The sequence below is a fragment of the Runella salmonicolor genome (assembly GCF_024158025.1).
Taxonomy (GTDB): domain Bacteria; phylum Bacteroidota; class Bacteroidia; order Cytophagales; family Spirosomataceae; genus Runella; species Runella salmonicolor.
The window spans coordinates 12,821-36,336 of sequence record NZ_JAMZEL010000008.1; the positions used below are offsets into that span (position 1 = coordinate 12,821).

The following is a 23,516-nucleotide window of genomic DNA, read 5'->3' on the forward strand; positions in this document are numbered from 1 at the left end:
TGATTATAGATAAATTACCTTTGAATTTTTAAATACTTAAACTATAACAATCTTTGAATTTACTGAAAACAGCATCAACTGATACATTTGTTATACAGGGGACAGGTTCATTGTAAGATAAAGTGTATTTACATTTCCAATCACATCCAAAACATGCCATATTTTCATATACCACTACCGGCTGAAATTCTTTAGGTTCAAGATATGATGGATAAGGTAAAAACCGCCCAAAGTGCCCACCTCCCAAAATGCATATAGATTTTGTGCCAACTGCTGCTGCTATATGAATACCTGAGGTGTCATTCCCGATTAATATTTCTGCATTTTCTATAACAGTCAATAGTTTTGAAAGACTTGTCTTTCCAGCTTCGTTATATATTCTATTAGGTGTCCTTACTAAGTTAGTTATAGAATTGCTTATTTCAATATCTGAACTACTTCCGCAAATTATACAACATAGGTCAGTAACTTCTAAAATACGATTAATTAAACTAGCGAAATTTTGTACCCCCCATTTTTTTCGACCAACACTTGCTCCTGGAAAAATTATAAAATATTTGCTTTGAATTATAAAACTTGGATGTTTAGAATCTAAATATCCAAGTTTTATTTCTTTTTTTTTGATTTGTAACTGTTCAAGAAAATATGAATTCTTTTCTATTTCTGATATAATTTTTGTATCACCTTCTATACAGGTTGTGAACCAAGATTCTGATATCTTTTCCCAAAAACGCCATTCATTACCTTGATTTACTGGTAAATACCCAATTTTGGTTTTTGAAGTCATACAGCGAACAATCGATTCTTCTAGACTAACCTCCCGAGTATATGAGGGCTTTAATATGACTTGTGCTTCAAATTTCAAAAGTTTAATCAATACTTTAACTCTATAAATAGGGTTCATCCTAAATTTTGCTCTTTTAATACTGATAACTTCGTTAAAAGTATAGTGATGTTTTGCATAATTAGCCCACGAGTTTTCAGCAATTAATATTGTCTTACTATAAGCGTTTTCTTTATAATGTTCGAGAATAGACTCAATATAGTAAGACCACAAGAAAAAATCACCAATAACATCTAATCGAACTATGCATAGGTTTATAGGTTTTTTTTTCTTTGAAATAAATTTAAATAAATACACAATAACGCTATCTGTACAAAAGTTAATTGTATTGAAAAAATTTCTTTTTGATTTTCCAAGAATATTGTATATTCTTGATGTTAAGTTTATGTGATAAGAAAACATTAAAGATAATATTTAGTTTCATTTTTTTCTTTTATCAACAAGCAATAAAAAATTACTACATATATATCTATAATCGCAAAAAATAAACACGACCATAAAAATGCGTAATATTTATTTGTAAAACTATTATTGCTTTCTAGTTTTGTTAAACTAAAAAAAAAGTAAATAAAGATAATAGAGCCAAAGTGAACAATATAATTAAACCACCTCATCGTTATTGTCGGCGCTACATCGCCTTTTACTTTGTCCATAAAAAAGCTACTTCCTTCGAAATAAGAAGGATTAATAAACATAGTATTCCCAGGACCAACACCTGTAATCCATAGAAAAGGATACTCCTTGAAAAATTTTATAATTGGAAGCTCTTGATCTCTCTGAATCGGCATGCCAATAAATTCGGTTTCATCTTGATCTATAATGTCATAAAAATCTGTGTAACGACTAATGGCACGATTTGCAATTAGCTCCACAATTGGGTTGTCTTTGAAATCTTGATAATGTTCAAATATAAAAGCTTTTGATGAAGAAACTATTTGAAATAGACTAATAATTATTAATAATGAAGTTAGAATATACTTTCTGACCGTCTGTATACTATTAGGTAATATGAAGATTATAGTAAAAATGAAAAAGAGTACGACAAATGTCTGAGATTGTGTAAGAAGAGCTGTTATTATACTAAAAATAAAAAGAATATATTTTTTCTTTTTTAATATTATTGGTGCCGCAAGGCAAATAAAACAAGCCAAATCTTTTGGTTCAGTCATAAAGGCTTGGACTCTTACAGAGAGGATACTTGTGTCAAAAGTATTAATGTATCTCCTTTTTAATCCGATAATTTCATTTAAATCTAAATTTTGAAATATTTGGCTAATAAATAATTGAAAAAAAGCAATTATACATGAGGCTTTTACAATATTTATAATTGTTTTTTCAAAACTAAGAAATGTACTTCTAGAGTCTTTTAAAATAATATAACCACTTAAAAATAAGGGAGCGAATGTTTTGGTATAATAATAAAGTGGGCGAATGTAAAAATGAATTTTACTTTTTTCATTATAATAAAAAAAATCAAAAATGAAAAAATTGTAAAAATACATGAATAAGCTACTGACTAGGGGGAGAAAAAAAATGTAGACATATTGTTTAGAACAAATTATACGCTTTTCATTTAAAAAGAAATAAAAAATTAAAAAATATTGTACAAATAAATAAGCATTAAAAGTAGGGCCTATTAATAAAGGAGAAAAGGCTTGACTTGACCATGAATAAATTAGTGCAGAAGAATAATCGATCTTTTTTAGGATAATTAGTAAGATTAATGTTATTGTAATCAGTATGCATATAATTGAACTACTCCATATACCTATGGAGCTATTATACTGCATCATTTCTACATTTGAATTCAATATATTAACCTTAAACTTATTGCTAATCAAATAAAAATTTAAAACTGGATAGCTTTACTATTTTCTACATCAAAAACTATTTTGCCGCGTATTAAATTTTCTTTATCTTCCCAATTCATAGTTCCTAAAATTTTTCCATTTTTATCCCTTGCTTCTGTAAACTGTGCCTTAGTATACCCATTCGTATGATCAAATATTTTTAATGCACCTATTTTATCATTTCTTATAAAAAATGCATTTGTTCCTGTTGAATTAGTGCCCACTAGTGAATATTTTTTTCGCTCAGCAAGCATACATAACGCTTTTAAAGAACTTCCGAATAATAGATTACTATAGTGATACTTCGTCCGTTGAAAATTGTCATCGTATGGTGTAGTAATAGCCCTGATATTACCAAATAGACTATTGTATTCAATTATAACAATAATAGGATCAATAGAACTAATAGATTCCCATATCCAATAGTCATTTCCGTCAATATCTATTGACAAGATTCCAACCTCTCCAGTAAGGTTGTTTTTTTTGAGAATTTGATTTATATTAGATTTAGTGATAAATGCAGTTTCAACCTTTAGGTTGTAGTTGTAAAATATTGAATCTCTCTTAATGAAATTTGTGTTGTCTTTATCACCATCAATTACTAATCCTGACCAGTTATTATTTATTAGTAAAAATCTGGTGTTAGATTCAATGTAGGTTTCAACCCCAAATTCAACAAATACTTTACTTGTTTCAGGTATCGCCACATTATTAATGAGAAATTGAATGATTCCATCTTCACCTCTCTGTGAAAATACTTTAAATTCAAAATCATGTAAACAACTATATTTTGAATTATAATTATTTAGCATATTTAGAATTTTTCCTTGAGATATTTGTATATCATAAAGCCCAAATTTTTCTCTAATTAAATGAATGATTGATTTTAAATAAAATTTAAGTTTTCTTTTCATTTGAATATCTTTTTGTAAAAGAAATATAGACTTAATAAAATAGCTTTAAATTTATTCCAACCAAATATTTTTCTAGAATAAATATCTGCTTCTACATTAATTGATACTTCATTTGGATGGATAATTGTTTCAATCTTTCCATATTTCATTTTTTTTATCCACTTCGGTTCTTTCTTTGTATGTGTAGAGTACAAACTATCGTACCCTATATTTTTAATAAGGCTTATGTTGGGAATAATTGATAATTTATTGTTATTTACTACAGCATAATTCCATTGTAAGTCCCAAGTATCAAGCTCTCCTGATAATGTTTTTTTTAATGCAATTTGCATCATTGGTTCCATTTTTTGTAATCCTTTACTTTGAAAATTTTTACAGGTAAAATCATAATAATTCCAAGCGCGTTTCCATGTTGCCCACCCCCAAATATGTACAAAATTTGAAAAATAGTATGAACCCTCACCACGCCAATTACCTAATTGGTGATTAGAGCCAGCAATGTGTGCTACTCTTTCATCATCCCGATAATAATCAAGTAATTCTGTACAAAAACTGAAAAAGGTTTGGTCAGGTAAGCAATCGTCTTCTAAAATTATTCCTTCTTTAACATTTTCAAAAAACCAATCAATAGCTTCACTCACTGCTTTTCCACATCCTAAATTCGTAGGCCTAAACAGGGTATTAACTTCGCAATCCCAGTCAATTAGGTTTGTTATACTTCTAGCTTCATTGCATAGCTCAATCTCACCTTTAATCTTTGAGCGGGGACCATCAGCCGCAATAAACAATTTTCTAGGTTTGGCTTTTCGAATTTGCTCAAAAACTAATTTAGTTTGTTTTGGTCGGTTAAAAATTAAAAATAGTATAGGAGACATACTTTATTATTTTGTGCATTCTATTGCTACAGCTAGTGGAGGAGTAATTCCTCTCTTTTGGATTTCAATAAATCGATTTTCTTCTTCCACTAATTTAAATAATGAGTCTTCTGAGTCATTAAAACTACATCTACGTATATTTTTGAAACCAGCACTTTTAAGTTCTTCTGAAAGTGAATAAAAATCCCACATCCAATGATGCTTTGAGGTCCCAAAGATATTTTTCAATGTGCCTTTAATTGATTTGTCTAACGCGACTGTTCCAAAATAGGTATAATTGTCACAAAAGTCTAAACTTGCTTGGTTATCTCCTTCTTTAAGTCTTAATAAGTAATTTTTTGCTGCCCATTCTAAATCAGGGACAATTAATCGGAACAGTCCATTAGGTTGTAAATAATTATTTAGGTTTTTTAACCCCTTACGAAAATCTTGTAAAGGTAAATGTTCTAATACATGGGAACAATATATGCCTTTGCAAGAATCTTGCTCTATAAATTTAACCCCTTTTACAATATCGCCATATTTTACGTTTTGAGGATATAATCCTACATTCTCATTGATGAAAAGTTTGCCTAAAAATGGTATTTTTTGTAAATAAAGGAACGGGGATGCTTCAATATTTATCCATTCTTTTGGCGCTGTAAAATGACAGCCAACATGGAGATATAGATTTTTATCTTTCATTTGTAATAATGATTATTTGCTAAAGGTGAGGGCTTTGAGTATATATAATTTGTTAATATCCTGTCGAGGTAGGAATAACATTATTAATAACACGTATGATGTATATGACAATAATGTTGCAATTGCAGCACCCTTAGCCTGATGAATAGGTATTAGTAAAAAATTTAGAGTAATATTTAATAGACAAACCAATATACTAATTAACATTTGGATATAACTTTTACCTATTATTTGGATATAACTATTAGCAATGCTACTAATGGAAACAAATAAAACTGTTGGTATCATTATTTTAAGAAGAATTATTGAGTGATTATAGGAGGAACCATAAAATATATTTATAAAGAAATCAGCAAATAGAAAAGTGGTAACTATTATAAATAGAGAAATATTTCTGTATATTTTATAAAGATTCATTAATATAGATGTGTCTTTAAGAAAAATTGACTTTATAATTGAAGGTAAATATGATGCAGTTAATATTGTAGGTACTATAAAAGTAATTTCTAAGAGTTTTGCAGCTAATGCATAAAGACCACTTTCATGGGATGTGGAGAGCTTTTGAAGTAAAATTTGGTCTATTTTAATATAAATCATAATCATTACTCCTGAAATGAAAATGGGCATTGATTCTTTAATAAATAATTTGAAAATGCTCCAATCAAATGACCATTTTCTAATAGAATAACCTTTTTTTTGAAAAATAAAGAGAAGGATTAGTACTTCTATAACACCTTCAACAAATGTTATATACCCAAATGTTAATATATTAAGTTTGTTTAATATTAAAAATAATTTTAATATTAAACAAACTAATGTATTTAAGAACAAGTATGGGACAATGACTTTTACTTGAGATTTTGATTCAAAATAATAAAATATTACATAAAAGGGTCTGAAAGCGTATGGTAATGAAAAAAAAAGAATTAACGTTTTTATAAGTGCGGTATCATCTGAAGTAGAAATATATGTAATACTCAAAAGTAAGCACAGTAATGATGCACAAAATATTAATGATGATGAAGTCCCTAGATAAATATCTCTTTTATTTTTGTTTTGGACCAAATATCTTATGACTATGTTTTTAATACCTAACTCAGAAAAGGAACCTAATATTGAAACAAAGGCGAACGCAAAACTGAAATCACCAAAGGTCTTAATGCCGTAATTTTGGGCTATTAATAGTATTACAATAAAATTTCCTAGCTTACTTATTTTATCTATTAATAAATAAAATGTATTAGCTGCAATATTAGTTTTCGAAAACGATATTATCTGGGTGATTATTGACATTAGTCAACCTTAATTATTGCGTACTATTAAACTGAATAAGAATTCGTTTTAAGTAAGAGGTTTTACGTAAACTATACGAAATGCATTTTGTATTACCTTTAAGAATTTCTTTTCTAACTTAAAGTAAATGTAAAAGAGTATATAAATATTTGATAATTAAATTATTTATTAATCAATTTTCAATTGAATATTGTTAATTGCACATAATTCAATGAGGATAGTATAATTTTAGCTATTATATACAGAATGCTCCCTAGTAAAAAGCATAAAATTATGGTTGTTACCCTCTTCGGCTCACTCCTCTTCAATGGTATCTTCGCAGGCTCCAGCATCTTAAAAACGGGCGTTTCTTCTTCTACCCGTATCCTTGCCTGCTCATATTGCTGAACCAAACCATTGTACACATTTTGGGCCAACATAAACTCAGATTGGAGGCGTTGTTCGGTTATTTTGGCCGAATTCATCACCAAAAAGCCATTGCGGTCACGATAACTTGCCAAGGCGGCTTCACTGCTTTGATAGCGTTCCTTGGCTTCGTTTACTTGTTTTTGTAAGAATGTCAGTTGTTTACGCGCTTTGTCGGTTCGATAATTCGTTACATATTCTTTAAGGTACTCAACCGATAATCGAGCTACAGTGGCAGCTACGACAGGGTCGGGCATTTTGGTATTAATGGTAATGATTCCCGTTTTACGATCAAAGGCTGTAACGACCCGTTGTTGAATCTGCTTTACCAAGGCTTCTTGTTTTTGGGTAAGTTCTACCGCCTTACTCGCTTGCTTGGGGTCTAGTTTAGGTTTTTCTTCATTTTCAGAATCAAACAATTGATCAAGCCAACTTTCATTCAGTGATTCAAAGTAGCTTTTTAGACTGATTGTTTTTTGAGTCGATGACACAAAAACGTTTTGTTCCAGTAAATATAAAGCAAAAGGCAGGCTTTGGGTAACACTTGGATAAAGATCGGGCCGAATGGCTTCGGTACTGTTCATTTGAGAAATATCTATTCCGGCCAATCCTGCTAAGGCACCTAGTCCTCCCATTTTGGTTAAGGCGCTACTGGATGCAATTTCGGGTAATACCACTGCTTTTGATTCAAACTCTTTTTGGGCAGTAAAGGCATAAATGGCCCCTAAAACACCAAATCCCGCTCCCCAAAGCACCATACTGCGCAAATTACTTTTAAAAAAATGAATGATATCAGCAAGGCTAATCTCTATCTCATTTGAAGGGTTAGGGTTGGTATTTGATGTTGAATCTTGCATAAATTGATTTTGAAGAATCAATTGGGTTAAATTGATGACGTGACTTTGTATAAAAAGTCACGGATAAACGATTATAATCTTGATATAAGTGTAACCGCGGCCAAGATTAAGGTACTGGTAAACGACAAAATAACAGGGCCAGTCAGGTCAGAACGACGTTCGTCTTTTGGTTTATAAGGAACTGAAATAACGCTGCCTGGTTGAATTTTTGGACGGATGTTAAAGAACAGGAATTTGCGTGTACGCTCGGTGTATCCGTTGGCATAAGTTACATATACGCGGCTTTTCATGGCCCGTTCTCCGTATCCTCCTGCCTGTGATAAATAATCATCGTAGTTAAATCCTTTAGAATAATTTACGACAGAAGGATTGAGTACCGCACCGTCTATGCGTACTAATTCGGAACGCTCGGGAATGAAGAGGGTGTCCCCTTCTTCTAAGATAATATTGCTTTCAAGGGTTGGATTTTCGACAATCTTTTGAATGTCCAGTGCAATGCGCTCACCGCCTCTCCTGAATACCGCGTTGGGAAGGTAACCATTTAATTTGGGTCCACCAGCACGTTCCAACAATTGCGTAACGCGCTCGCTGTTGTTTTGGATGGCGTAGGTACCAGGATAATTTACTTCTCCCATTATTACTACGCTTCTTTGTTTGTCGTAGCGCGTTGATTTTCTGATATATATAATGTCAAATGGCTGAAGCTGAAATTCCTTATCGGAGGCTAACAAAGATAAATCGCGGTTTATTTTTAAGGTAATAATTTGGATGGTTACGTTTTCAGGAACGTCGGGTAGATTAGTTTCTTTTATACGTCGTGCAATCTCAATCCGGCTGTCAATCGCACCGTCGGTGAGACCGCCCGCTTGGGTGATTAAATCCGAAACGGTCATCCCTTCGGCAAAAGGAAGGTCGGAAGGGTTGTTGATTTCGCCCACGATGGTAACAAAGTATTCTTCCCGTAGATTTTTTATGGACGATATAACCACACTGTCTTGGTTCTTTAATTCAATATCAGGCAGTTCATTGGACAGCACTTTGCCTAACGCAACGGCAATTACCTCGGGTTCGCGATTGGCTTTTTCGCGGTGAATCAAGGCGCGGTTCAGAAAAGCATCTTCACGCACGCCTTCTGATTGGTTGATAAGATCTTTAAGCGTTTTTAAATTGTCGCCAAGTGCGTATTCTCCTGGACGAAAAACGGCCCCTTTTACGACCACTTTGTTATCAAATCGCTCCAATACTTTACCCACCATGATGGCATCGCCGCTTTGGGGAAGAAAAGTAGCATACTCATTTTTTATCACCGTAACTACCTTGCGCGCCTTATCGGTGTTGCGGCGCATGGTTATGGATGCCTGATAGGCGTGCTCATTAAAACCGCCCGCCAAATCGACTAACTGCTGAAGGGTTTCTCCCTTTTTTAGTTCATAAATAGCAGGGCGTTTTACTTCCCCGTCCAGTTCTACGCGAGTGAGATAAAACGGTACTTGAATAATGTCTTGGTCCTGTAAAATAATGTTATCAGCCTGACTGGCCCGGAGCAGAAAGTCATATATGTCAATCGTACGAACAACTTTGTTATTTCGTATGACGTTTATGGCGCGAAAAGAACCATTTTTATTCGGCCCTCCGCATAGATAAAGGGCGTTGAATGCGGTGGCCAATGAAGAAACGGTATAGACGCCAGGTTTTACAACTTCACCCGTCACCATTACTTTGATACTTCGGATGTTGCCCAAATTGATGGAAGCAAAAGAACCGCTGGAATTGAGGCCCGCGTAGGATTGCCGTAATCGACCGACAATTTTGTCCCGTGCTTCTTCAATCGTAAGGCCACTCACGTAGATTGGCGCCAGATTCAACACTTTAACCGTTCCTTCTGGGCTGACTTTCAGACGATAAGAGCCTTTGGCGTCGCCGTAAATTTCAACAAGTAATTCGTCGTCGGGACCTAATTGGTAGTTTTTGGGAGTAGCGATGCGCAAGCTTGGCTCGAAAGTGAGTCCTTCGGTATTAAATAACTCACTGCCATATACTTTAAGTGGCTCTTTTTTAAGGACTTTTAGGGTATCCTTTTCTTTTTCAATATCGCGCTTGCTCAATTTACCGATTTGTTGTCGGCTAAGTTTCAGAGAATCAGCGTCAGTAAGGTCTTCTTTGTTTTCTTTGTCTTGTACTTCGGCGAGCCGCTTACGCATGAGGGAGATGTCAGAGAGCGTAAATCCCTGTGCTAAAGCCGCTTGTTCGATTTGCATTTCAGACATTCCGCTCGCTTTGGCTTTTTCGTAGAAGGCTTTCACTTGGGAATCACTCAGTTGCTCTACTTTAGACGGAGTTTGTGCTTTAATTCCCGATGATAAAGTTAAACAAAAAAAACTGAAGAAGAAAAATCGAATTTGTGGAGTCACAGGTTCCGTGGTCTAGTTTATAAAGTAGGCGTTGATGTCGAAATAATACCGCAGAATTGCCCAATTATTTCTAAAAATCTTGAATTAAGATAAATTCTGCTCAAAAATAGGGAACAAATTCATACTATCGAAAAAATATTACTTTATTTTACTTATCGGTTCATTTATCTTTGTCAATAAACCTAACCCTTTTCTCGCTTTATGCCCAATTCTACAACCAAACAATTTAAACAATCCTTAGGTCTGCTCGATGCCACGATGCTCGTTTCTGGAGCAATGATTGGTTCGGGCATTTTTATTGTAAGTGCCGATATGGCGCGTATGCTTGGCTCAACGGGCTGGCTATTGGTCGCTTGGGTGTTGACGGGCGTCGTGACCGTGGCGGCAGCACTAAGTTATGGCGAATTAGCGGGCATGATGCCCAAAGCAGGAGGGCAATATATCTACATTCAGCGGGCTTTCGGCCCTTTGACAAGTTTTGTGTATGGTTGGACCGTTTTTATGGTGATTCAAACGGGCACTATCGCCGCTGTTGCTGTGGCATTTACCAAATATTCGGCGGTATTTTTTCCAAAACTAAATTTTCAGAATGCCGAAAATGTATTGTTCAGCCTTGGCCCCATAGATGTTTATGCCGGTACTTTTTATGCCATTGCTTGTATTGTGCTCCTTACTTATATTAATACGCAAGGGGTAAATGCGGGCAAGTTGATTCAAAACATTTTTACTTCCACTAAGCTGGTCGCGTTGTTTGGCTTGATATTGATTGGCATTGGGTACGGCCTTCAAAGCGGAGTACTGGGTCAAAATTTTGAAAATGCGTGGGATGCCAGTCGGGTGTCGAAAGAAACAGGAGAAGTGACGATGATTTCGGGGATGGCCCTGATTGTGGCGCTAGGAGTGGCAATGATTGGGTCGCTTTTTTCTTCGGATGCTTGGAACAATGTCACGTTTATTGCGGCTGAAATCAAGAATCCCAAGAAGAACATTCCATTGAGCCTTTTGTTAGGAACGCTGATTGTCACGGTACTGTACGTATTAGCCAACATTGCTTATCTGTGTATTTTACCTTTAAAAGGCTCAAATACGGGGGCGGATGTGATGGCGCAAGGAATTCAATTTGCCGAATATCCCACCGACCGGGTCGCAACTGCTGCCATGTCGGTCATCTTTGGAAGCTCGTCGGCGGGGATTATGGCCGTGTTGATTATGATTTCAACGTTTGGCTGTATCAACGGGTTGATTCTGGCGGGCGCTCGTTTGTATTATGCCATGGCACAGGATGGTCTATTTTTGAAACAGGCGTCAAAATTAAATGAGAAATCGGTACCCGGCAAGGCGCTGTGGGTGCAGTGTATTTGGGCTTCATTGCTGTGTTTGTCGGGGAGTTATAATCAACTCCTGAATTATTGTACGTTTGGTTCCTTGATTTTCTACATGGTTACCATTACGGGAATTTTTGTGCTTCGTCGCCGTGAGCCTACGGCGGAGCGCCCCTACAAAGCGGTGGGCTATCCTTTTGTGCCTATTTTTTACCTTGTGGTTACGATGGGAATTTGTTTGATTTTATTGAGCGATTCCAATACTCGTTTTGATACCGGGATGGGGTTGTTGATTGCAGCCGTGGGCATTCCCGTTTATTACATTACCAGAAAATCGGGAGGCGGCAAAAAAGCAATTTAAAACCCTTATTCAACGTAAGCAGGTAAAGCAAAAACTCAGCAGTATGGAAAAGAACAAACCCTCCATTCTTAACGCTTGGTGTATGTACGATTGGGCCAATTCTGTACATTCACTGGTCATTGTTTCGGCCATTTTTCCGATTTACTTCAGCAACACGGCAGTCAATGCGCAGGGTGGACCCGACGTGGAGTTTATGGGAATGACCGTTAATAACTCCGCGCTTTTTTCATTTGCGGTGTCGTTTGCCTTTTTGTTTATTGCCTTGGTCAACCCTATTTTGGGAGCCATAGCTGACTTTAGCGGCAGCAAAAAGCGCTTTATGCAGTTTTTTGTGTATTTGGGGTCATTTTCTTGTTTACTACTTTATTTTTTTAATCGTGAAAACCTGGAGCTTGGCGTCGTTGCATTTGCCATTTCTCTGATTGGGTGGTCGGGGAGTATCGTCTTTTATAACGCCTACTTGCCCGAAATCGCGACCGAAAATCGCTACGATAAGCTCTCGGCCCGGGGCTTTACGATGGGCTACATCGGAAGTGTGCTTTTGCTGATTTTCAACCTTACGATGCTCATCAAACCTGAATGGTACGGCGGGATTGACTCGGGTACTGCCTGTCGGATTTCATTTGTGACGGTGGCGGTTTGGTGGGTGGGTTTTGCCCAAATTCCTTTTTATTATTTACCAAACGGCACTCCGTCGGGGTTGAAGCGGGAAGGGGGATGGATTTGGAATGGCTTTCGTGAACTCAAAAAAGTGTTGGGTGAATTGAGTCATTTGCCCATTACCAAACGATTCTTGGTGGCCTTTTTCTTCTATAACATGGGCGTGCAGACCGTTATGTACATCGGCACAATTTTTGGAAGCAATGAATTGCACTTGCCCGACAATGCCCTGATTGTAACCATTTTATTGCTTCAACTCTTGGCCATCGTGGGGGCGTACTGTGCGGCCGTACTGTCGGGAAAATGGGGGAATACAATTACGATTTCGGGGATTTTAGTGATATGGATTGGTGTGTGCATAACGGCTTACTTTGTCACAACCGAAGTGCAATTTTATGGATTAGCGGCGGGGATTGGGTTTGTCATGGGCGGGGTTCAGTCGCTTTCCCGTTCAACTTACGCCAAGCTTTTACCCGACAATACGCCCGACACGGCGTCTTATTTTAGTTTTTATGATGCCTGCGATAAATTCTCCACTTTTTTGGGGACGACCATTTTTGGCACCATTACTCAAGTATCGGGAATGCGAAACAGCCTTTTGTTTTTAGCGTTGATTTTTGTGATTGGGTTATTGATTTTACGTCGGATTCCCTCACAAAAAATTTACCGAAGCCCTTTGAGTACTTCCTAAAGTTAGTATCTTTGCGCTCCAAAGGAGGAATAATGCAGGCAATCACCCCATCGTTATTTCTCCTTTGACATAAAAATAGGATCTTAGCTCAGTTGGTTCAGAGCGCTGCCTTGACAGGGCAGAGGTCATCGGTTCGAGCCCGTTAGGTCCTACAAAAAGCCGTAACTTGCAGATTATTAGCATGTTGCGGCTTTCTTGTTTTCGGTAGATTTCTGATGCCTGCTTATATTCGCTCACAACTATCCCATAAGCGGCAATTCTTTTCTGATAAAACACTAAAACTTTGGTTTGACTACGCACAAGTCATTTCACCACTTCATTGACTTTTTGTAGCCATATTCCCTGCCCGTAGCAGCTCCAATGCGTATCGCTGAGGGCGTATACTTCGGTGGAATGTTGATTGAAAAGCCCCCATACATCTATGATGGGCGTTTGGAGTGCTGGGTGGTTTTGCACCCGCTCCACCAAATGATTGTAATTGCCCATTTCGGGCGCTACAATGCTGGTTTTGTTGGGAATGATGGCCAGATAAACTTCATCAAAACCCTGCGAACGATAATATTCCTTCGTCGCATTTACGCCTTTGATTAACTTGTTAAGTTCTGTATCTGGAAAAGGATAGAAAGAAGAGGTGATGCGGGTAGAGTCGGTATCCCAACAAAACAAAATGTTTTTGCCGTCGGGCGAAATCGCTACTTGGTCGTTGTGACGGCCAAACCAAGCCAAATTTAGCGCCGCTTTCCACTCTTTTATTTTCAAGAAAAAATCACTTGAAAACACAAAACTAGCCAATGCTTCTTCGCTTTCATGAAGGATGGCGTCCCAACTTTTGGGTTGGGGGGCTTCATTGGTAGGCGGGTTTTTGACGGATGCTTGGCTGATTTTTAGGGTTCGAACGGGCACCGCAAAATGTTCTCTGAAATGCCGTTCAACGGTTTCAAGGATTAAGATATTTCGTTGTTCGGGGTTCAATTGTACCTCTAGCGAGTCATTCCAGTGGGTACGCAGGTAACTTTTAACGCCAAAGTCACGTTGGTCGATGCGCTGTTTTTCGGTAAAACTATCCCCGATGATGTAGAGCGCGATGTTGTTTTTGGGCGGAGTATTGACGAATTTTTTCGGACAGGCTGCCGTCCGTTCTTTGAACTGGGGCAAATTGGAAAGTCGGTATAAATCCCCGTAGCGGTACGAATCTTCGGTGAGCCCCAATTCCAGCGCACCACGGCTCAGAATTGGGTGGCAACCAATGACCCAAAGCAGTGAAAAAAAAGCAAGACAGATGTATTGAAGGACTTTTTTCATCGTGCTGTAAAATTGAAATGGCGCGTCTCGTTACCGAATCTTCAAAGACCAGGTTTGTAATTTTTTATTGGCGTAGCTGTGAATCAACAGCTTATTGTAGCCTTCGACGAGATTGACACGTATCGGGATTTCACTCGGAATGGGCTTATCGCCGATTTGAGTGCCGTTTAGGTTGTATAGCGTCGTAAAATTACCCGATTTTACGCTTAAAAACTTTACTTCCGAACCCAAAAAGTGGTATTGTACATCGTTGCGGAACGGAATAAGCCCTTGGGCCGAAAACAGTTCTTTGCCTTGCTTGTCCAGTACCGCAAACTGGGTTTCAGACTCGCGGAACAAAATCCAGTCCCGGTTGTTGATGGCGGCCCGGGCACGGAAAAAAGAGGTAGGATCTGAACGGAATAACTGCACCTTGCGCTTGACTTGCCCACCGAGCGTTATTTCAAAAAGTTCGCCGTATTTACTGATACCAATGAGGGTAGTGGTGCCGTTTTCGGGGGTAAATACCCCAAAAAATGGCCCCGAAAAATTGGTATTCAATTCCAGTTTATAAGGAGACGGAATCACGCCTGATTCGCTGATTAAACCTACCTGACCTGAGCCCTGCGTAAACAAAAAGTGACGTTTTCCCATGTATTCTACTTCGTTGATGGGCAGCAGCAAATCAACAAAAGGCCGGGAGCGATTCAGGACAACAGGCGCTTGATTGGGGCTGTTCCAGAGGTATAAAAAGCCTTCTGTATCAATCACTAAGAATCTAAAACTGCCTTCAATACCGCTTTCTAGGCGCTGAAAACTCCGAATTGTGCGCCCGGCTGGGAGCGTAATGGGGGGCAGCGATAGATAGCGTTGGCGGTCGTCTTCATCAATGACATTCAGGCTTTTTTGCGTAGCAAATACGTATTGTAGTCGGCCTATACTCAGAAAATCTACCGAATAAATATCTCCTACGATGGGAGCGTCCAATTGGGTGATTTTACGCTTATTTTCTTCCAGTAATGGATTCTGTAACTCGCGTGATGGCGTGACTACAATGGTTTTTTCGAGACTACTCGGATAGTTTCGAACGAGGTAAATTCCACCGGCAGGAGGCGTTTCAAAGGGTTTCTCCTGTTGTAAAAATACCTTATTGAGGGTTTTGGCACTCGTAGCTTTGTTTAATCGGCCGAATGTGAGCGACGAGTAGGCTTTTCCGTTCTTATAGGCGGATTGAAACACCAACTGGTCAAAGGGGAGTTTTTCGGTAATATCATAGTTGAGATTCGTGAATAAATAATTCATAAATCCCGTACCCATGTACTCTTTGCTTTTGCGGGGGTTGACAATAAATGTAAGATTAGAAGCGCCGAGGGTCGTTTTTAAAAAGGTGTTATAAAGCGATGAATTGGCCCATGTTCGCTGGTATTCCAAGTCAATGAGATAATCTTTAAGTACTTGTGAATCATTGGCATATACCACAAAGTTTTTGTGAAACGCCACATAACATTTGGGGAATCCTTTGAAAAGTCCGCCAAAAAGAACCGCTGGCAACTCATGCCAATTGATATTGTAAACGTATCCTCCCTGAAAAGGCTCAAAGGGCGTGCCAGTGTTTTTGTTGAAAAGTATGGATAGACGCCTAAAAAAGGGTTCGAGTCCATTTTTGGGTTGAACCTGTTGTAAGATAATCTGTCCTTTGGTGAGGGAGTTGTTAGGTTCCAACTGGCACAGAATGAGTTCTTTATTAAAACTTCGATAAAATGTATCCAACCGGGCATTTCCGATGAGGTTCAGCAGCTGTTTGCGCGAACGATTGACGGAATCAGTGGATAAGGCTTCCAGTTGCGGGCGTAATTTTCGGACAAAATTGTCTGAATTTTCAAACCCTAAACGGTACATCACCGCTGTAGTATTTGGGATAAAAAAAGTATGGTTAAGCGGACTGGCTTTTTGGTCATTCAATGCTTCAACGTAGCCTTCTAGTCTTACTTTTTTTCCTTGTGAGGTAAGGGTAGGATTTTTGGTAGAGAAAAATTTATCCAAGTGCAAGCCTTCGGTACCTGGAAGAAACGATAAAAAATAAAGCAAACCCGCGTCGGGACTGGTAGCGGCTTCGCGTCGAATGGCTTCCGATAGCACAACGTTGTCAAGGTAAATGCTCAACTCACTGCTTTCCTGTTTGATACTTTCAAAACGACTGGTATTGGTGGTTCGTAGGGGGCTTTGGGCAAAACGTACCCAATCTTCAAGCACATCCCCCGAAACGCAGGAAACCAAAAAGTTATTAAAGAAAGTATACGCAAAAATAGGTTCCGAGAGAGGATTGGTGACGTCGTAAATTTTTTGTCCGCTGTGAATGTGCGACGTTACCCGCACGTTTTTGGAGGCGGGTGCTTCCAGCCACGCATAACTTTGGAAGGCCTCCATGGGCAAAAAAACAAGGTAGGCAAACCGTCCACCAGCGGTTTTTTGCAAAACGTACGTAATTGACTGCCCTTTAAGAAGGTTTTCGGCGCGGGCTTTGTCATCGCTCAATTGACGAAACATATCCACTTGTCGAGCGGCGAGGTTTAGGAGTGGCACCTCACGCATTTCAATGCCTCCTCTTTGAACCTTGTAGGTGGTATCTTGCAGATGTCGGCTCTGAATCAGAAAGAAGGCGTTTTCGGGCAACAATTTCCAGACGGATGCCGAATACATTTGCCAACGCTGAAAGCCCCACCATCCTGTCAGCAACACCACCAGCGCAATAACAACAATTAGCCCTCTTCTTTTCATAGGTTAGGTCATAGTTTGTAATTCATAGTTTGAAAATTAAGATAAACTATTACTATGAACCATAAACGTCTTTATTTCGCCTTGATTGCCTTCACTTTGCCGTTGAGATCAAGACGGAAACGAAGCAATTCTTTAAAACTTTGAATACACACTTTTAAGAGCTTCCAACGCAAGATAGAAACCGTTCCTGTTAAACGTTCTTTGTGAGTAATGGGTATATCAAAGGTATTTTCGCCTGCTTTTTTAGCCATTACTGCCAGAAAGATATTCGGGGCAAAAGGCTCAGGATTAGGCAATTGTGCCAATAATTTCTTTAGAAAACTTCCTTTGATAAGGCGGAACGGAATGTTGGCATCATTGATGAAAGTGCCATATGCGAAGAAAATCGTGTATTTTAAAATACGCGTAATGACCAATCGGGCAGGGGCATCATAGCGTATTTGACGATAGCCCATAACGAAGTTAGAATCATTGCGCTTTTCCCATAATTTGAGTACATCTTCCGTAACGAACTGGTCGTCACTATCGGTTTGAAAAACCCACTCAGAATTAAGTTCAGCCGCTTTTTTATATCCGTTAACAACGGCATTTCCATGGCCGCCGTTGGGTTGGTGTACCACTAACAAATTATCAATTTTTGGAGCTAGGCCATCTAACAGCACTTTGGTGCCATCTTTGGAGCCATCATTGATAACAATAAGTTTGGTTTCTTTGCCTGGGAACGTATTTTTAAGGAAGGAGGTCCACATAGTAACTACCTGCTCAATACATTCTTCTTCATTATAGGCAGGCATGACAATCGAAAAATATAAACTCATTATGAGAATTGTTAACTATTTAAGGAAAGCTTGAATATTGTTATTAAAAACTCGACAAAACTACTCAAAAAATGACTCTTAGCCTACTGTACAAGGTTAAGCTTTTATTTAATGGCATTGATATTTACATTATTTCAGGGGGCATATTTGTCTTTCAATGCATTAATGGGCTTTTCAATCAGATACCAAGAGGCCGACGCAACGATGACAGTGAGTGCAAACAAAATTAAAACGCGTAGCTGGTGCATATCCTGAAAGCCTTCAATGTTTCGGCCTAGCTTATTGAAAAGTCGAACCACTGGGTGGTTGGCAGGCGAATGGTAATGATTATAAACGAAGTTATGGTAAACATAAAGACCGTAACTGATTTTGCCCAAATAATTGCTGACGGGGTTTTCCAAAAACCACTTGAACCATCCTTTGTAGCCAATAATGGCACCTCCAATCAAAAACATAAAGAAAATTGAAGCCACAAAACGTTCCCAAACGTTGACGTAAACATTGTTGTCTTGCGTAATTCCGGCTTGGGTGGCTTGGATGGAAAGCACAAAGATGACGCCCAAAGCCGCTAAACTTAACCCCAAATAAAGACGATTGGTGAAGAGTTTTTGAAAAACGGCTGGTTTGTAAAGCTGGGCGTAAGCCATCAATGCCCCAAAGCCAAAAGCATCTAAGGCGGCGGGCATGGTCACGTACGAAACATACCAAGGCTGCCCTGTCCATAAAAAATAGGCGCGTAGCAATACACTCAGCCCGATAAGTACCGTAAAAAAGGGAATGACAAAGCGGCGAGGAATGAAGAAAATCAGGACTGGGAAAAAAATGTAAAATTGCTCTTCAACGGCCAACGACCAAAAATGGTCCGTAACGCCCAGCCACGTTTTTTTGAGTACAATGTAAATATTGGAGGCGTACAAAAACTGCCATCCTTCCTTGCCTCGGACGGATGGGTCATTTAACAGCCAAAGAACGATTAAAGAAAGGTAATAGATAGGAAAAATACGGATGGTACGCCGGATGTAGAATTTCTTCAAATATTGCCCCAAACCTCCCGACTTCGTGTAGTTTTTGTCTTTACTACTGAGCAGAATGCGCGTAATTAAAAAGCCGCTCAGAACGAAAAATAAATTCACTCCTAATTTACCAAAAGGTAATTGATGAGGTTCGGGCATCCAGTGGTCCCAAAGCACTAAAGCTACGGCTATAAATCGTAACCCATCTAGTTGAATCAAATAATTATCCTGCGTTTTTGCCGACATAATTTAGCTTTTAATCGGCGAAGGATGCACCCCTTTGGCCAATCATTTTTTTACGAATTACCAATTTGTTTTTATAACTGCTTTTTTCACGTCCTTGAATGTCATGACCTCACAATCTGCGTTTTCCAAATACAGTTTGCCTTTTCGGTCATAATGCAACCATCGTACCCGGTAGGTTCCAGGAATAACTTCGGCGGCCCCAATACGCGCCGTTGAACCTTTGATGAAAAATCGGTTGTAATTGACGAAATTCCGCAGTGAATGCTTCCGGGCCTGCTGGGTTGGGAAGATGTATTGGTGCTTTTCATTAGACAAAAGCACATACAAGCCTCCATCGCGGAGGTCATAAAGGCGGTAATTGGGTTGTTTCAATTCCAATAAAGAGTCGTTGCTAGAACACGCCTTTCCCCCAACCACAATACTGTCTTTGGGAAGACTTATCTTCTCCAGAAACAATTGGGGCGCTTGATAAATCGTATTGGTGGCGGGAGCGTCATTGCGCCAGTTAAAACTGGTGCTTATCAGATATTTGCGTAGCTGAATGGCGTCGTACAAATGATAATGCTGATTGCAGGCATATAGAAAGCTAGCACTCACCACAAAGGTAACCGTCAAAACCTCCCGAAAGCGTGAACTTACGAGGCGGGTCAGATAAGCGATATTAAAGCTTACCAATAAAGCTGAGTAGAGTTTATAGCGACTCAGTAGCATAATATCTGAGCCTAAACCCGTACGTGAATAGTTGACAATCAACGCAGTAACCAACGCAAACCCAACTCCCCCTAAATAAAAATAGTCAAATTCGTCTAATACAAAGTGGCGCTTCCAATAACTTCTCAGAATGTAAAGCAGCATACTCAGGCTCACAAATAACGACAAAGCCCCAAACCAGAGCGGCATTTGAAATGGAAAATTGCCAAAGGGAAGTCCCTCGAACATCGAGCCACAAAAAAGCAAAAAACCCCTGATAAATGACTGAAAACTGCCCGACGCGCTCAAATCAGTAGGCGGGCTTTGATAATCCCAAAAATAAAGGACAATGCTCAAAATGCTGAATACCGTCCAAATAGCGGCAATTTTCCAACGCTTTTGTAGCAATAAAACGCCCAAGGCAAGGGGTAAAATCAGGAGGCCATTGCCGCTAGTGAACACGCCCATAAATGCCATCGGTAAGGCCCACCACCAGTACTTGTCGCCTCGACTTAGTCGCCAGAAGGTCAGTACTGCCCAAGCCACCACCCATAAATTTTGAACCGCGGCCATGCCCCAAAAGGTATTTTCCCAAAAAGCCAGTGAAAACCAAAGCGTAGCAATGGGCAATGCGTACCAGACTGCTCCGGGTAAGGGTTTAAAAAAACGGGTAAGTAGCCACCAAATCACCAACAAGGCCAAATTCCCGAAAAACATCAGGTGTTCGTAATTGAGATGACCGAAGATTTTATAGTCAATCACGGCAATTAATCGGGTCAGGGCTACCCGATGCTCGTTGTGCTGACGGTAAATTTCGTATACTTTTCCGCCAAAACTATCGGCTTTATCAAAATTGAGTAAGGTAGCTTTAAAGGCGTGGTCATCCCATTTTGGGATATTAATGGCATAACGATTCCAAAGCTGATAATACACAAATATCAGGGCAAACGTAACCAGTAAGGATGCCAATGATCTTTTGTTCATCAACTATGGGGGTGATTAGTGTGCAGTAGCGGCGATTCGGCAAATGACCGTAAGACGTTCGCGATGTTTTTAACATCCAGCCCCGATTGGGTTTGGTGGTACTGTTGACTTCCATAAAGCCCGTTGGGGTATCCTAGGGCCGACAATGATTGAAAACGCTGCGGGTGAATCCCCGCTTCGAGCAGTTTTACCGAGAGTTGTTGGCCTAAACCCCCGATACTTACGTGCTCTTCTACCACCAGTATATTTTCTGCCTGTTGCAGCTCTTGTAGGGTAGCATCAGTGAGTTGAAGAGGAAGGCTCAGTGCGGTATAAACGCTACAACTGGTCTGTAATTCAGGCTCTTGAAGTGCTTTTAATACATTGGCCGCAATGGGTCCTAAAGCAATAATGGCAGTTTGGGCATTGGGCGTGTGCACCACTTTTTTCAACGACCCCGACAAAACAGCTCCTTCGGGAGTGAGTGGACCCACGCCGAGGCGTAAATAGGCGGGGTGTTTTTCGTGTACTATCTGCGTTAAAACAGGCTCAACTTCATCGCTAAAAGCTGGAATCCATGTTTTTACATTTTGCAGGCTGCTCAGGCAGGCCAAATCTTCGATGGCATGGTGCGTACTGCCCATGATGCCGTAGCCGTACCCACCGCCGTTGCCCACAAGAAACACGGGCAGATTGTGGAGACAGGCATCATTGCGGAACTGTTCGAGGCAGCGATACACCACAAAAGGAGCAATGCTGTAACAAAAAACTTTGTAGCCTTTGTAAGCCATTCCTGCGGCCACGCCTACCATATTTTGCTCGGCTACACCAGCATTGATGAAGCGTTTTCCTAATTTTTCCTGTAAATTTTCTAAGGCATTATATCCTAAATCACCAGTAATGAATACGATAGATTCATCGGCGAGTGCTAATTTTTCAATGGCGGCTGAAAATTCTTTGCGCATAACTAACGGTATGTTGCTCCAAGAGAGCTTACTTCACGATGAAGTGGCTATCTATAGAATGAAATGGCTGCAAATTAAGTAAAATTCAAAAGGCTACCCAAATTCAGCAGGCTAGTAAACAAGATTACTCTCCTGAACGGCCTCAAAAGTAAAGGGCTGCCATTTGAGTTCTAAGGTATTATTTCTACTGTACGCAACCCCGATTTGGTAAGTTCCCGTTGGAAAATGCCGGTAGGTCAATTCCTTGTGGAATTGAGGATAGTAATAATTCTCTCCCATGAGCACAAGTCGGATACTTCGGCGATCATACGTGGTTGACACCAAAAACGTGGTGGATGTTGTAAGGTTTTTAAACGCAATATAATAATCCTCAGAGGCGCCAAATGGGCGCAATTTGGGCGCAAAACCCATCATTTTGAGCATTTTTTTGCTTTTATTTTGCTCAATCTTAAAATCAGAAACGGCTTCCTCTTTGACTATTATCTGAGAAAAAGGAGAATCGGTAATGCGAAAATTAATGCTTTTCGCCGCCTTGTTCATAACTAACTTGGAGGATTCTTCCCAATAGGAGGTATCTCGATAGATAAACCACTGATTGCTCGTAACCCAGTTGTATTGGGCCGTAATATACTCTCGTTTATACTGAGCGAATATATTATAAAAATGAAAATACGAAAGCATAAAAATGCCCAGAATACTCCCAAAAGTTAGTGCATAAAGAAGGGATTTTGACTGTAAATAACGGAGGCCCATGCAATAAGTGAGGAGCAAACCAACTACCGAATGAATACGATAGCGGTTGATATGTGCAAAAATCTGGTCTTTATCCACGCGTGAAATGCAGAGTAAAAAGCCTGTTAGTATAAAAAAAATAAAGCTACCAAACAGGAATTCTGTAAATCGACGCTCACTTTTGTTAATCTTTTGGGTGCCGAGGTTTGGCTGTATCCAAGCCTTGATTGTCTTAAAAAACAAATAGATGAAAGTGGCTAACACCAGACCGCCTGCCAGTACCGAAGCGGAGTCATTTAGATTGAGAGGCCTAAGCCATTCTTCATCCCAATTGAGGGCGGAGCCCAGAAAAACCAGAAAATTGAGAAAAATATATTGAGGATGATTGAACAGATTATGGATTGGATTATTCCGATTTTCGTATTGTTGATAGCCTGAAAAATATATAAGTAAGATTGAAAGGGTGAATATGCTCCAAATCATAAGTTCTTTCCAACGTTTTTGAACCACCAACAATCCTGCACCTGCCACTAAGATTAATACTCCGTTACCAAAAGTATACGTACAAAGCGCGGCCGCACCTAAGGCCAACCAGAAATGAAATTTATGACGGCTTGAAAGCCAATGAATTGTTAAAAGCGCAAAAAAGGAAACAGAATTGTAGGCGAGGGTAGCCGCTGGCCATAACACCCCATCGTATGAATAACAGGGTTGAAATACCAAAAGTGATATTGGAATGAGATAGTAAACGGAATGGCTGGCAAGTTGTAACTGCCGCCAAGTAATTATAAAAATACCGACCAAGGATAAGTTGCCTAGAATGGTAATGGTATAAAAGGAGACCTCTCCCGATAGGAGGTACT

The 23,516-nt window shown here is 39.1% G+C and carries 17 protein-coding genes and 1 tRNA gene; 3 read left to right on the plus strand and 15 right to left on the minus strand.

What is annotated here, in order from left to right; all coding sequences use genetic code 11:
* Positions 1–28: 28 nt before the first annotated feature.
* The 8 genes from NCI00_RS18135 to NCI00_RS18170 form a co-directional block, all read right to left on the minus strand.
* Entirely contained in the window at positions 29–1,246 is a 1,218-nt protein-coding gene (locus NCI00_RS18135; protein WP_253529842.1) for a glycosyltransferase family 9 protein, read from the minus strand.
* Positions 1,246–2,346 carry a hypothetical protein gene (locus NCI00_RS18140; protein WP_253529844.1) on the minus strand — a complete coding sequence of 367 codons (1,101 nt, stop codon included), beginning with the start codon at positions 2,344–2,346 and terminating at the stop codon, positions 1,246–1,248. The genes NCI00_RS18135 and NCI00_RS18140 overlap by 1 nt, the downstream gene beginning before the upstream one ends.
* A 347-nt stretch (positions 2,347–2,693) precedes the next feature.
* Positions 2,694–3,608: a hypothetical protein gene (locus NCI00_RS18145; RefSeq protein WP_253529846.1), complete on the minus strand. Its 915-nt coding sequence runs from the start codon at positions 3,606–3,608 to the stop codon at positions 2,694–2,696.
* Positions 3,605–4,483 carry a nucleotide-diphospho-sugar transferase gene (locus NCI00_RS18150; protein ID WP_253529848.1) on the minus strand — a complete coding sequence of 293 codons (879 nt, stop codon included), beginning with the start codon at positions 4,481–4,483 and terminating at the stop codon, positions 3,605–3,607. Before NCI00_RS18150 ends, NCI00_RS18145 begins: the two co-directional genes overlap by 4 nt.
* Before the next feature lie 6 nt (positions 4,484–4,489).
* On the minus strand, positions 4,490–5,167 hold the full coding sequence (locus NCI00_RS18155) for a class I SAM-dependent methyltransferase (protein WP_253529850.1): 678 nt from the start codon (positions 5,165–5,167) through the stop codon (positions 4,490–4,492).
* Positions 5,168–5,179: 12 nt separating this feature from the next.
* Positions 5,180–6,460: a flippase gene (locus NCI00_RS18160; protein WP_253529852.1), complete on the minus strand. Its 1,281-nt coding sequence runs from the start codon at positions 6,458–6,460 to the stop codon at positions 5,180–5,182.
* Between the two features lie 179 nt (positions 6,461–6,639).
* Positions 6,640–7,722 carry a GumC domain-containing protein gene (locus NCI00_RS18165; protein WP_253529854.1) on the minus strand — a complete coding sequence of 361 codons (1,083 nt, stop codon included), beginning with the start codon at positions 7,720–7,722 and terminating at the stop codon, positions 6,640–6,642.
* A gap of 71 nt (positions 7,723–7,793) precedes the next feature.
* Positions 7,794–10,025 (minus strand): SLBB domain-containing protein, encoded by a 2,232-nt coding sequence (locus NCI00_RS18170; protein ID WP_253529856.1) that lies wholly within the window; start codon positions 10,023–10,025, stop codon positions 7,794–7,796.
* A 309-nt stretch (positions 10,026–10,334) separates the two neighbouring features.
* Here NCI00_RS18170 and NCI00_RS18175 point away from each other — a divergent pair, with 309 nt between their 5' ends.
* The 3 genes from NCI00_RS18175 to NCI00_RS18185 all read left to right on the plus strand — a co-directional run bounded on the left by NCI00_RS18175 (position 10,335) and on the right by NCI00_RS18185 (position 13,319).
* A complete protein-coding gene (locus NCI00_RS18175) occupies positions 10,335–11,816 on the plus strand; it encodes an APC family permease (RefSeq protein WP_253529858.1) in 1,482 nt (493 codons plus the stop codon).
* 43 nt (positions 11,817–11,859) lie between these two features.
* On the plus strand, positions 11,860–13,167 hold the full coding sequence (locus NCI00_RS18180; protein ID WP_253529859.1) for an MFS transporter: 1,308 nt from the start codon (positions 11,860–11,862) through the stop codon (positions 13,165–13,167).
* A 77-nt stretch (positions 13,168–13,244) separates the two neighbouring features.
* Positions 13,245–13,319: transfer RNA gene (locus NCI00_RS18185), tRNA-Val, on the plus strand.
* A gap of 151 nt (positions 13,320–13,470) precedes the next feature.
* On the opposite strand, the gene NCI00_RS18190 is transcribed toward NCI00_RS18185, so the two are convergent.
* The 7 genes from NCI00_RS18190 to NCI00_RS18220 form a co-directional block, all read right to left on the minus strand.
* Positions 13,471–14,469: an alginate O-acetyltransferase AlgX-related protein gene (locus tag NCI00_RS18190; protein ID WP_253529862.1), complete on the minus strand. Its 999-nt coding sequence runs from the start codon at positions 14,467–14,469 to the stop codon at positions 13,471–13,473.
* 30 nt (positions 14,470–14,499) lie between these two features.
* The gene (locus NCI00_RS18195; protein WP_253529864.1) at positions 14,500–17,226 is read right to left on the minus strand and encodes a hypothetical protein; all 2,727 of its coding nucleotides are present in this window, start codon (positions 17,224–17,226) and stop codon (positions 14,500–14,502) included.
* A gap of 71 nt (positions 17,227–17,297) precedes the next feature.
* Positions 17,298–18,044, minus strand: coding sequence for a glycosyltransferase family 2 protein (locus NCI00_RS18200; RefSeq protein ID WP_166557996.1), 747 nt, complete (start codon positions 18,042–18,044; stop codon positions 17,298–17,300).
* A 134-nt stretch (positions 18,045–18,178) separates the two neighbouring features.
* A complete protein-coding gene (locus tag NCI00_RS18205) occupies positions 18,179–19,303 on the minus strand; it encodes an acyltransferase family protein (protein ID WP_253529866.1) in 1,125 nt (374 codons plus the stop codon).
* A 57-nt stretch (positions 19,304–19,360) separates the two neighbouring features.
* Complete coding sequence (locus NCI00_RS18210; protein ID WP_253529868.1) at positions 19,361–20,977, minus strand: hypothetical protein; 1,617 nt, start codon at positions 20,975–20,977, stop codon at positions 19,361–19,363.
* Entirely contained in the window at positions 20,977–21,921 is a 945-nt protein-coding gene (locus NCI00_RS18215) for a transketolase family protein (RefSeq protein ID WP_253529870.1), read from the minus strand. Before NCI00_RS18215 ends, NCI00_RS18210 begins: the two co-directional genes overlap by 1 nt.
* Positions 21,922–22,032: 111 nt before the next feature.
* The gene (locus NCI00_RS18220; protein ID WP_253529871.1) at positions 22,033–23,376 is read right to left on the minus strand and encodes a hypothetical protein; all 1,344 of its coding nucleotides are present in this window, start codon (positions 23,374–23,376) and stop codon (positions 22,033–22,035) included.
* Between the last annotated feature and the right edge of the window lie 140 nt (positions 23,377–23,516).

Excerpts from the sequence above, each read along its gene's own strand:
- NCI00_RS18135 (WP_253529842.1), bottom strand. The coding sequence starts at position 1,246 with ATGTTTTCTTATCACATAAACTTAACATCAAGAATATACAATATTCTT.
- NCI00_RS18140 (WP_253529844.1), bottom strand. The coding sequence starts at position 2,346 with ATGTATTTTTACAATTTTTTCATTTTTGATTTTTTTTATTATAATGAA.
- NCI00_RS18145 (WP_253529846.1), bottom strand. The coding sequence starts at position 3,608 with ATGAAAAGAAAACTTAAATTTTATTTAAAATCAATCATTCATTTAATT.
- NCI00_RS18150 (WP_253529848.1), bottom strand. The coding sequence starts at position 4,483 with ATGTCTCCTATACTATTTTTAATTTTTAACCGACCAAAACAAACTAAA.
- NCI00_RS18155 (WP_253529850.1), bottom strand. The coding sequence starts at position 5,167 with ATGAAAGATAAAAATCTATATCTCCATGTTGGCTGTCATTTTACAGCG.
- NCI00_RS18160 (WP_253529852.1), bottom strand. The coding sequence starts at position 6,460 with ATGTCAATAATCACCCAGATAATATCGTTTTCGAAAACTAATATTGCA.
- NCI00_RS18165 (WP_253529854.1), bottom strand. The coding sequence starts at position 7,722 with ATGCAAGATTCAACATCAAATACCAACCCTAACCCTTCAAATGAGATA.
- NCI00_RS18175 (WP_253529858.1), top strand. The coding sequence starts at position 10,335 with ATGCCCAATTCTACAACCAAACAATTTAAACAATCCTTAGGTCTGCTC.
- NCI00_RS18180 (WP_253529859.1), top strand. The coding sequence starts at position 11,860 with ATGGAAAAGAACAAACCCTCCATTCTTAACGCTTGGTGTATGTACGAT.
- NCI00_RS18190 (WP_253529862.1), bottom strand. The coding sequence starts at position 14,469 with ATGAAAAAAGTCCTTCAATACATCTGTCTTGCTTTTTTTTCACTGCTT.
- NCI00_RS18195 (WP_253529864.1), bottom strand. The coding sequence starts at position 17,226 with ATGAAAAGAAGAGGGCTAATTGTTGTTATTGCGCTGGTGGTGTTGCTG.
- NCI00_RS18200 (WP_166557996.1), bottom strand. The coding sequence starts at position 18,044 with ATGAGTTTATATTTTTCGATTGTCATGCCTGCCTATAATGAAGAAGAA.
- NCI00_RS18205 (WP_253529866.1), bottom strand. The coding sequence starts at position 19,303 with ATGTCGGCAAAAACGCAGGATAATTATTTGATTCAACTAGATGGGTTA.
- NCI00_RS18210 (WP_253529868.1), bottom strand. The coding sequence starts at position 20,977 with ATGAACAAAAGATCATTGGCATCCTTACTGGTTACGTTTGCCCTGATA.
- NCI00_RS18215 (WP_253529870.1), bottom strand. The coding sequence starts at position 21,921 with ATGCGCAAAGAATTTTCAGCCGCCATTGAAAAATTAGCACTCGCCGAT.